This is a genomic window from Ruthenibacterium sp., from assembly GCF_017421385.1.
In the GTDB taxonomy this organism is placed as follows: Bacteria; Bacillota; Clostridia; order Oscillospirales; family Ruminococcaceae; genus Ruthenibacterium; species Ruthenibacterium lactatiformans.
On sequence record NZ_JAFOIN010000050.1, the window covers coordinates 1 to 10,202 of the forward strand.

Consider the following 10,202-nt stretch of genomic DNA (forward strand, 5'->3'; position numbering starts at 1 on the left):
CGGCGGCCTCGGGCGCGGCTTCCGCCTCCTCCGGCGCGGCGGACGCGGGCATTGCGCAGCAGATCGTCGTTGCACGCAATAAGGACGCCGCTCTTGTGGACCCGACGCAGACCTCCAACGCCACGGACCTGATGACTGTGGCCTGGAACTTTGAGGGCCTTGTGTTTCCGGCCAACGACGGCACCGCCATCGAGGGCGCTTTGGCCGAGAGCTGGGACGTTTCCGAGGACGGCCTGACGTACACCTTCCATCTGCGCGACGGGCTGAAATTCTACAACGGCGACGCTGTTACGGCAGAGGATATCCTGTATTCCCTCAACCGTGCCATCGACCCGGAAAAATCCATCTTCGCGGGCTTTCTGACGGCCATCGCGGGCATTGAATGCCCCGACGACACGACGGTCGTTGTGACGCTGAAGGCCCCGACGCCGGACTTCCTGTCCAATTTCACAATGCCCTGCTGCGCCATCGTCCAGAAGGACAGCGGCGAGAGCGGCGACTATAAGGACCTCGTCACCTGCGGCCCGTATTATATTGCTGACTGGGTGAAAGACCAGTACATGCTGTTCAAAAAGAATCCCAATTACTACGACCCGTCCAAGGCTGTTACCGAGGAGATCAAGGTGACCGTCGTGGCGGATGATTCCACCCGCCTGATGGAGTTCCAGAACGGCGACATCGACCTGATGATGAGCACGCCGCGCAACAATCTGCCCCAGCTCAGCGCGGACAGCAACTATAAGGTAGAAGCCTTTGACACCGTAACGGTGAATTACATCGGCTTTAATGTGGAGGCTGAGGCGGTCTCCAGCAAGGAAGTGCGCCAGGCGCTGGCGTATGCCACCAATGTGGATGATCTTATCGTGGGCGCGAACCAAGGGTACGCCCAGCGCGTCACCACCTTTACCGACAATCTGGACGTGCTGCGCAACACCGGGCTGGAGGGCTACACCCACGATGTGGAAAAGGCGAAATCCCTGCTGGCGGATGCGGGCTATGCCGACGGCCTGACGCTCACGCTGAGCATCACCTCCGGCAATACCACGGAGGCACAGATCGCCGCCATTCTAAAGGAGCAGTGGGCGCAGGCGGGCGTGACGCTGGAGGTCACCCAATACGACGCGGCCACGCTTACCGCCATGAAGAAAAACGGCGAGTATCAGGTGGGCCTGACCAATCTGGGTCGCACGGGCCCGGACAGCGCCTTGGCATTGTCTTTCATTGTGTACAACCCAATCACCAACGGTATGTATACCGGCTGGCAGAATGATGAGTGCGAGAGCCTTTATCTGGCCTCCTGCTCCGAGCTGGACGTTGAAAAACGTGCGGAGATGTGGGCGCGCATGCAGGAGATCGAGCTGGACGAAGCGCCTCTCATCCCCACCTATGTGAACCAGGACGTCTATGCCATGCACAGCAATGTGTCCGGCGTGCAGTATAACCTGTTCCTGGGCATCCTGCCTTATACCATGCAGAAAACGGTCTGAGCGCGAAAAATCGTGCACGGCGCAGGGTAAAGGATAAAAAGCAGCCCCGCCCCCGGCGGCCGAACGGCCTTTGGGGACGGGGCTTTTGCCGTCCGGATGCAGGGACGGGGAGGACGCTGATGGGCGGCGCGTTTTTCAAAGCCCTGTGACGGGGACGGGCGCGCGCAGGACCATGGACTCCGGTGTGACGGCGCAGTCGTAGGCCAGTACGCGTACTCCTGCGTCCCGTGCGGCGCGCAAGGCGTCTGCGAAAGCAGGGTGCGTGCGCCGGTTGGGCGCGAAGGCGGCTGCGGGAGAAAATTGAACGACGAACAGCACGCAGCACGCAAAGCCCTGCGCCGCGGCGCGTGAAAGGCCCTCCAGATGCTTTATGCCGCGCAGCGTGGGCGCGTCGGGGAACAGCGCCGTGCCGTCCTCCTCCAGCGTGACGCCCTTCACCTCTGCAAGGCACCGGCGCCCGCCGTGTTCCAAATAAAAGTCAAAACGGGAATCGCCCCAGGTGTATTCGGGGCGCAGTACGCTGGGAATCCAGCCTAACCCGCCGGAGGCCAGAAATTCCCGTGCCGCCGCATTGGGCGCCTGGCTGTCGATGTTCAGCAGAAGCGCGCCCTTCTGCACGGCGATAAGGTCGAATTTTGTCTTGCGCTTTGCGTCCGTGCCGAACCGCTGCAGCCATACCGGAGCGCCGGGCAGCAGCAGCTCGGCACAGCGTCCGGTATTTTTCACATGGCAGGTTTGCACGCCGTCCGCGGTTTTCACCTGTGCAAGGAAGCGGTTGGGCCGGGAAACGAAGCGTCCCGGGATCACATTGGAGTACTGCATCGCAGATTGTCCTTTCCGGCCGTCCGTCAAAGATGACCGTATGTATATTTTTATGAAACATTCCGGATGGTATATTACACCCTGACGCCGCGCAGCGGCCCCAACAAAACCGCATGTGCTGCGGTTTTGCATGGTTCAATGTTCTCAAAGCCCTGTGCGCCAGCACAGGGGCGTGTGCCGTGCACACGCGCAGCCGCACAAGCGGCGGCTTTGGGGTTATTATACCCTGACGCCGCGAAAACAAAAGCCCCGTCCCCGGGCGGGGAACGGGGCGGTTCGGTTCAGCGTACAGTTGTCACGCGCAGGGAGATGTCTTCTTTTTCTTTGGGCTCAGGCTCGTCTTTGATAGAGCCAAAGGGCATCTGCGCCACCAGTCGGTAGCTTTCAGGTAAGCCGAACAGCGCGCGGACGTCTTTGTCGATGATGGGGTTATAATGCTGCAGCGACGCCCCCACGCCCAGCTCCCGAAGGCCGCTCCAAACACTGAGCTGAAGCATGCCGCTGGACTGGAGCGCCCAGCCGGGGAAGTTGGCGGCATACAGCGGAAACTGTGCCTGAAGCGCCTGCACTACGGCTTCGTCGTAAAAATAGAGCACCGTGCCCGCGCCTGCCCGAAAGCTGTCGATCTTTTCACGGGCGACCTTGCCGCCGAAGGCGTCATAAACTGTATTCCACAGCATGTCCTGCTTTTCACCCAACGCCACGACGACCCGCGAGCTCTTCATGTTGAATGCGTCGGGAACAAGCTCTGCCAGCTTTTCCACCAGCGCGGTCACCTGGGCCTCGCTCACGGGCAGCTCTTTCCCAATGCTGTAGTAGCTCCTGCGTTTTTCCAGAGATTCGATGATCTTCATTTCAATGGCCTCTTTTGTAAAATTATTTGTATTTGCTCTGTTTGCCGCAGAACAATGTGTTAGCTTTGTCTAACTTTATTATATACTAATATAGTGTGAATTGCAAGCGGTTTGCATAAAATCCGGAAATTTTACCGGCGGATGAGGCCAAAAATGCCGCCCGCATCGGCTGCGGGCGGCTGCGAAAATCAAGGGGCGGGGGAACGGTGTGTCATTTGGCGCTGTTGTATGCGCTGGGCATCCAGGGGTACAGTTCCCCGGCGCGGTCCGTATATGCTTTCAGGTCCCGCATCTGCGCGGCGACGTGCGGCATATCCATGCGCTTCACGATCTCGCCAATCAGCTCCGCTCCTTCGCCGGCCAGAGCTTTGCGCGTGGCCTCGTCGGGAATGGCGGTGGTGGGCATGTGGTCCATGGGGTCTGCGAAGCAGTACCCCGCGGAGCCGCTCTGATAGGCCAGTGCGAACAGATCGTTGAAAGGCGCGCAAGTCTGTGTATGCGGCGCGCTGTATTCAGTGGTGAGGGGCACGTCCTCCAGACGCCCCAGAAGCTGATAGGCACCCACAGTAATGGCGTGGAAAGCGTCCATGGACTTGAACAGGTCTTTGGCGGACTTGAACATCTGCATGCTCAGGTCGATGTACAGGATGGGTACGCCCGTCTCATCGAAGAAATCGCGCACCATGGGGCTGCACGTCATGTGTGCGGGCCCGTGAAAGCTGATGTAGACCTGCCGCTTGAAGCCCTGGCGAAGAAGGCTGTGGGCAATGGCGCTCAGGTAGTCGATGCCCTGGCGAACGCTCACCTGAACGGTACCGCGGCCGGAGGCTGTGGCACCGGCGTAGAAATAAGGCAGGCCCGTCAGCACCAGGCCGTCGCAGGCCTCGGCCATTTTCAGGGCGAAAGCCTCGCTGATGACGGTCTCGCTGTCCAGCGGCAATCCGCCGTGCATCTCCACCGTGCCCACCGGCACGATGATGATATCGTTGCTTTTTAAGTATTCATCTACCTCGCTGTTGAGCAGCTTGGGCAGAAAACGGGTGCGAAGTTCCATGGCAAGGTTACACTCCTTTTGCGTTGATAAAGCGCGGCGGCCGGCATTACTGTGCAGATTTTGCGGCTTTGCTGGCGGCCATTTTGGCACGGATCTCGGGCGTGATGTTCCACACAAAGCGGAATGCGATCCAGGAGCCGACAAGGAAAATACCGGGGACAAGCACGCACAGCGCCTTGATGCCGGTAAGCGTGCCTGCGGACTGGGCGGCCAGGTTGGCGTCGTAGCCGATCCAGCCCAGTGCCAGCACGGCGGCAGAGTTGCCGACGGTTTGGCCGATGCGGCGGGACAGGTTGAAGGTGCCGTAGATGGAGCCTTCGGTGCGCTTGCCCGTCAGAAGCTCATTGTAGTCGATGGCTTCGCCCACGAGGCCCCACTGCATCAGGATGGACACGCTTGCAATACCGCTGGCCATCGTGCTCCAGACGAGGTAGACGATGGCAGGAACAGAGAACAGCATCATGACGGCGAACAGGCCCATATACAGGCCGCAGCCGATGAGCAGACAGGTGCGGATGACCTTTTCCAGGCCGAATTTTTCAGCGAGCTTGGGCATGATGAGCAGGGCGACGATGCTCAGCGGCATGGAGACAACGCTGGCAAGGCTCATAATGCCGATGTTGCCCAATACATCGGAGTACATATAGGTGCCCAGTGTGGAACCTACATACTGCATGCAGCAGATACATACGCCGTGGATGCAAAGCGCAAGAAACGCGCGGTTCTTTTTGAAAACGGAAAGGATATCGGTAAATTTGACATTGGCGGCTTCTTCTTTGGGCGTATCCGCGACATTGCGCTCCTCTGTCCAGTAATAGTGCAGGAAGCAGAACACGAAGCCGATGGACGCGCAGATGGCGGCGCCGATGCCGAAAGCCTTGGAAGTGTCGCCGAATTTGGCCAGCAGCTGCGGCAGGATCATCATTGGGATCACGTTGCCGATCATGGAACCAAAACCGCGGGCAGAGGACAGGGCGGCACGCTCGCCGTCGGTGTTGGCCATGGCGGAAAGCAGCGAACCCATGGGGATGTTGAACATGGTGTAGCAGCCCTCGTAAAGGATCTTGCAGAAGAACAGCACCACAAGCATCGTGTAGCCGTCGAACAGCGTGGGGACTGTCCAGAACACGATAGAGGTGATGGCCAGCAGCGGAGCGGCACGCAGCAGCCAGGGGCGGAACTTGCCGTTCTTATTGTGATGTTTTGCGTACATTTTGTCCATAAGCGCGCCCATCATCGGGTCGTTCACGGCGTCCCAGATGTTCCAGACAAGAAGCAGCGTCGCCAGGACGGCGGTATTGACCTGCAGCACGTTGGTGTAATAGCGGGTGACCATGGCGCCCATCAGCGCAAAGGTCATGCAGCCGCCAAGGTCGCCCATGGCGTAGCCGACTTTGTGCTTGAACGTCAGGCCGCTTTTTTGAGTGGTGGTAGCCATTTTGTGATTCCTCCTGTCATGTTGCGGCATTCCTCCCGGCCGGCAAGGCGCACCGCTGTATCATGGATACAGCATACAACAATTTTGTTGCAATTAAAATTGCAAATGACACATAGATTATTGCATTTATCTTAAAGAAAAGTTAAAATATACACAAAATCAACAATAAAACGAGGTGGAATTTGTGAAGTTGTCTGAGCTGGGGAGAATGCTGGAGGAAGCCGCGGGCGTAGAGGGACGGGAGCTTTCCCCCGGAGAGCGGCAGGCACAGCTGGAAAAATACCGGTTCCGGTTCGTGAACATCTATCAGGAGCTGGAAATGAGCTCCCGTTTTGTAGACACGCACCGGGACGTAAGCCAGGGCGGCGACGGCGTGCAGCTCCACAGCCATACATTTTACGAGATGATATACTGTACCGGCGGCAGTACGCAGTATCTGCTGGGAACGCAGCGGTACCGCCTGCGCCACGGTGACATCGTGCTCATCCCGCCCGGTGTGAGCCACCGCCCCTTGCTGGCCGAAAAAATGGCCGATCCATACAGGCGCTGCGTTGTATGGTTCAGCCAGGAATATGTGGAAAGCGTCCGCCCGATGTGGCCGGAGCTGCTGAAAAACCAGCGGTTCGGGGTGCTGCGCACGGCCAACACCCGTTGGGAGGGAATGGCAAAGCTGTTTGAGGCTGGCTGCGGCGAGGCGGCCCGCGGCGCACCGGGCTGGCAGGCTGTCGTATGTGCTACAACGCTGGAGTTGCTGGTGAACATCGCCCGGGCGCTGGAAGACGTCGACCGTCCCACGCCTCCGGCGGAGGTGCCGGACCTGTTCGACCGTCTGAATCTTTTCATCGAGGAGCATTTGGCGCAGGACGTTACATTGGAGAGAGCGGCGCGGGAATTTTTCGTCAGCAAAAGCACCATCGACCAATTGTTCCGCAAAAAGCTGGGCATCAGCTTTTACCGGTATCTCACGCAGAGCCGTCTCATCGCGGCGAAGGAGCGCATTCTGGAAGGAGAGGCCCTGGGAAGGATCTGCACGGATGTGGGCTTCGCAGACTATTCCACGTTTTACCGGGCGTTCCGGCGGGAATACGGCGTCGCCCCGTCTGATTTCCGCGACTTTAACCGCCCGTGACGCCGCGCGGACAGCCGGCACCGCACTTTTGTGCGCAATGGAAAAAAGGCGTCCCGGCTGGCCGAGGCGCCAGAGGCCGGCGACAAAGCCGCCAGCCTCGGAGGTGAGGGAAACCAAACGCTTTGTGCTGCGCAGGCGTTTATTGGTTTCCCTCACTTCTCTCTTTTGTGCGGTAGAGGCGTTTGCCCGCCCGGCGCATGTCCGGGCGGGCAAACGGATTTTTAGCATTTTTCCTGTGCTGCCATGCCCGCGCGGACATGGAGGCTGTATGGCGTCAGTCCAGCGGCGTGCCGCAGTTGCCCGCGCATAGGACTGTTTCCGTCATGGAAATGGTGCGGTTGATGTAGGTGACATCCAGCAGGTCGCCGTAGGCTTCCTCCCCATTGTTGTTTTCGGCCAGCGCTTCTTCATAAGCCTCCTGGATGAGGTTCCAGGTGGTCTGGTCCACTTCGCCGGTGAGCGGAAGGTCCAGCAGCGTCTGCAGGATGAAAACGTTCGATTCCGTTGTCTCGTCATAGATGCCCGTCACGTCCTGGGGCACCAGGTCGCAGTAATAGGCACTCAGAGCGTTGATCCAGATCTGCAGCTGCTCCACGGCGACGCCGCGGCTGCCGGGCACCAGCGTCTGGAAAGGCTGCGGGACGGAGCCCTGAGCCGCGCAGTTGGGGAAAACGTCCTGATAAGCGGCCACGTATTGGTAATAAAGCAGCGTCCAGGTATCCTCGTCGATGACGCCCGTAACAGTCAATCCGCGCGTGCGTTGGAATTCCTCGATGGCGAGGGAGTCCTCTAAAGTGAAAGTGTCGGTGATGTCCGTGGGCTCCAGCAGAAGATCGAATGCGGCGATCAGATTGTAGTAATACAGCGCCGTGCGCACAAAGATATTGGTCTGGCCCACCTCGACAGGCTCGCCCGGATAGGGCACGTCGATAAAGCGGCATTCCAGGTGCTCGGAAAGAAGTGTGTTTTTGTACTCGCTGTAAATACGGTTCCAGGTCGGCTCATCCACCCAGCCGGTAATGGTGAGTTTGAACTGCCGCTGGAACGCCCGCACGGATACCTCCGTCCGACTGTCAAAATTGCCGTCCCGCGTCAGCGGCGTGACGGAGGCGTATTTCCGCGAAATGACGTTCCGGTAAGTCTGCACGCCCAGCACGGCCTGGCCCTGGCTGCCCCTGCGCAGCACGAAGCCCGGATAAGCAGGCACTTGTTCATCCGAGAGCACCAGTGCGTTTTTCTGGCTGTAAATGGAGTACAGCTCTGTCCAGGTGGCAAGGCCTACCACGCCGTCCTGTGTAAGCCCGAATTTTGCCTGGAACGCGCGTACGGCCGCGGTGGTGGCGGGCCCGAAGATGCCGTCCGCGTTGATCTTGGGGATGGAGGAATAGGAGTAGTGCAGGTACAGCAGGTAAAACTGCATCTGCTGAACGCGCAGGCCGCGGTTGCCCTCCCGCAGCACGACGCCGGGATACGCGCCGAAATAACTGCCGGGGTTGTTGTCGTCATAGGCGGTTTCAAACTGCTTTTCCAGCGCGGCCCAGGTGGCCGGACCAACAATGCCGTCCGCCGTCAGGCCGAAGGTGTTCTGGAACGCGATGACGGCGCTGCGCGTCTGTGCGCCGAAAATACCGTCGGGTACGATATTGGGGATTGTGGGATAGAACGTTTGCGCAAGGTAGCTCAGGTAATACTGCACGGCCGCCACCTGTGCGCCCACGGCGCCCTGCTGGATAGAATCTGTGCCGCTGCCGGGCGCGTCGCCGCTTCCGCCGGGATACGGTTCGGATTCGCTGCCCAGCTCCGCCAGCTTTTTCACCGCTACATAGATATAGCTGATTTTATACCAGGTGGACTTTCCGACGACGCCGTCCTGCGTCAGATTGAATATCTTCTGGAACGTGCGCACGGCCGACTGTGTCGTTGCGCCGAATACGCCGTCCACCGACTGCTGGCCGATGGCCGGATAGTTTTTTGCGATGCGGTTGAGCTGCCGCTGGATGATGCTCACGTTGTTGCCCGTACTGCCCAGACGCAGCGGCGTGCCGGGATACGAGCTGGGAATGGCGCGGATGTCGTTGGTGGTCACCAGTTCAAAATTGTTGCCGTAGTACCGGCGCAGGATCTGGATGGGGGAAAGGCCGCTTTCCGCCAGGCTTACGGTGCCCCACTGGCTCATCCCCTTGCAGGTGACGGTGGTGCCGTTGCAGTATTCGGCATAATAGGGGGCAAAATCACCCACGCGGCGCAGGTAAGTGTTGAAGATGTCATCTACAATGCGGCTGATGTTTGTAAAGATGTTACGGCCGGAAACGTAATACTGGTCGTACTGGGTGGAGTTGGTAATGTTGAAGTTGTAGCCTTTACTGGGATACCATTCGGTGTAAACGCGGTTCAGCGCCAGAGAGATCTGGGCGTAGATGTTGGCACGGATGGCATTTTCGGGCCAGGTGGGGTAGATCTCGCTGCTGCAGACGTTTTTGATGTAATAGGGGAAACTGACCGTCTCATTGGCGGCGCTGTTCTGCGGCTTGCCCAGATGCACGGTGATGTACTGGGGGATGAATACGCTTTGCAGCACCAGAGGCTGCGTGGCACAGGTGGAGAGCGGCGCGGGGCCGCTGGCGGAGCCGCCGCGGATGGCGGGCGCGGGGATGGTGGTGTGCAGGATGTCCTGCTGGGCCTCGCGGGAGGTGGAACCGGTGTCCGCCGTGACGGCTGTGGGCGAAACCGCCTGGGAGGAAAAAATAGGAAGCATGCTGATGGGCGCGTACGCCTCCACGCCGGAATATACCTGTACGCCCTCCAGAAGAATGTCGGAGTAGCCGTCAGCATATGCCTCCACGTCATAGGCGGCCCAGGCTTGCTGGGTGCTGGCCGGGTCCAGCGAGATGGATCGGTCCGGTGCGTCCAGCGTGACGGGCTGTGTCAGACCGTCCTCGTCCGTTACCAGCTCGATCTCCAGCACGCGGACGCCGTTCACTGTCTGCGAAATGACCACACGGCCCTGCACGGGCAGAGCTTCGCGGGCGCTTTCAAGCTTTACGAAAAGAGTACCTTGTTCCATAATGCGTTCTCCTTCATTGCGCGGCAGGCGGGCCCGGCCGAGTCGCCGGAGGGAAGGGGGAGACAAGAATACCGGGACAGCCCGGCAGAGCCCCAAGCCCAAAACCGCATTCTAAAGCGGGGCAAGTGCCGCCCGCTCTCATATCATTGTATGGAGAAGCGCGGTGCAAGGTGCATGCCGCGCGGGGAAAGAAAAAGGCGCGGGCTCCTGAGCCCGCGCCTTTGAAAAAACTTTGTGTACGCCGCTCACCGCAGCCGCGCCGAGACGACGTATTTTTCCGCGTCCGAGACCGCGACGTCTACCGCGAGGCACGGCGGCATCAGCGCGGCCAGGCGTTCCGGCTCCGGCATGGGC

The 10,202-nt window shown here is 59.5% G+C and carries 7 protein-coding genes; 2 read left to right on the forward strand and 5 right to left on the reverse strand.

What is annotated here, in order from left to right:
• On the forward strand, nucleotides 1-1,487 hold a 1,487-nt coding region (locus tag IIY41_RS05355), incomplete at its 5' end, for an ABC transporter substrate-binding protein (protein WP_147324354.1).
• A gap of 135 nt (nucleotides 1,488-1,622) precedes the next feature.
• Here the strand turns inward: IIY41_RS05355 and sfsA are convergent.
• From sfsA to IIY41_RS05375, 4 genes are all read right to left on the reverse strand, one after another.
• The gene (gene sfsA / locus IIY41_RS05360; RefSeq protein WP_155201852.1) at nucleotides 1,623-2,309 is read right to left on the reverse strand and encodes a DNA/RNA nuclease SfsA; all 687 of its coding nucleotides are present in this window, start codon (nucleotides 2,307-2,309) and stop codon (nucleotides 1,623-1,625) included.
• Nucleotides 2,310-2,590: 281 nt separating this feature from the next.
• Nucleotides 2,591-3,163, reverse strand: a complete 573-nt coding sequence (locus tag IIY41_RS05365) for a nitroreductase family protein (RefSeq protein WP_050006629.1) — start codon at nucleotides 3,161-3,163, stop codon at nucleotides 2,591-2,593.
• Between the two features lie 211 nt (nucleotides 3,164-3,374).
• A complete protein-coding gene (locus IIY41_RS05370; RefSeq protein ID WP_009322399.1) occupies nucleotides 3,375-4,217 on the reverse strand; it encodes a creatininase family protein in 843 nt (280 codons plus the stop codon).
• Between the two features lie 46 nt (nucleotides 4,218-4,263).
• On the reverse strand, nucleotides 4,264-5,655 hold the full coding sequence (locus tag IIY41_RS05375; RefSeq protein ID WP_009322400.1) for an MFS transporter: 1,392 nt from the start codon (nucleotides 5,653-5,655) through the stop codon (nucleotides 4,264-4,266).
• Nucleotides 5,656-5,839: 184 nt separating this feature from the next.
• On the opposite strand from IIY41_RS05375, the gene IIY41_RS05380 reads away from it, so the two are divergent.
• A complete protein-coding gene (locus IIY41_RS05380) occupies nucleotides 5,840-6,784 on the forward strand; it encodes an AraC family transcriptional regulator (RefSeq protein WP_009322401.1) in 945 nt (314 codons plus the stop codon).
• Between the two features lie 274 nt (nucleotides 6,785-7,058).
• On the opposite strand, the gene IIY41_RS05385 is transcribed toward IIY41_RS05380, so the two are convergent.
• Entirely contained in the window at nucleotides 7,059-9,848 is a 2,790-nt protein-coding gene (locus tag IIY41_RS05385; protein WP_244139666.1) for a peptidoglycan-binding domain-containing protein, read from the reverse strand.
• Nucleotides 9,849-10,202: the final 354 nt, after the last annotated feature.

Coding starts and splice junctions, on each gene's coding strand:
- IIY41_RS05365 (WP_050006629.1), bottom strand. CDS start 3,163: ATGAAGATCATCGAATCTCTGGAAAAACGCAGGAGCTACTACAGCATT.
- IIY41_RS05370 (WP_009322399.1), bottom strand. CDS start 4,217: ATGGAACTTCGCACCCGTTTTCTGCCCAAGCTGCTCAACAGCGAGGTA.
- IIY41_RS05375 (WP_009322400.1), bottom strand. CDS start 5,655: ATGGCTACCACCACTCAAAAAAGCGGCCTGACGTTCAAGCACAAAGTC.
- sfsA (WP_155201852.1), bottom strand. CDS start 2,309: ATGCAGTACTCCAATGTGATCCCGGGACGCTTCGTTTCCCGGCCCAAC.
- IIY41_RS05385 (WP_244139666.1), bottom strand. CDS start 9,848: ATGGAACAAGGTACTCTTTTCGTAAAGCTTGAAAGCGCCCGCGAAGCT.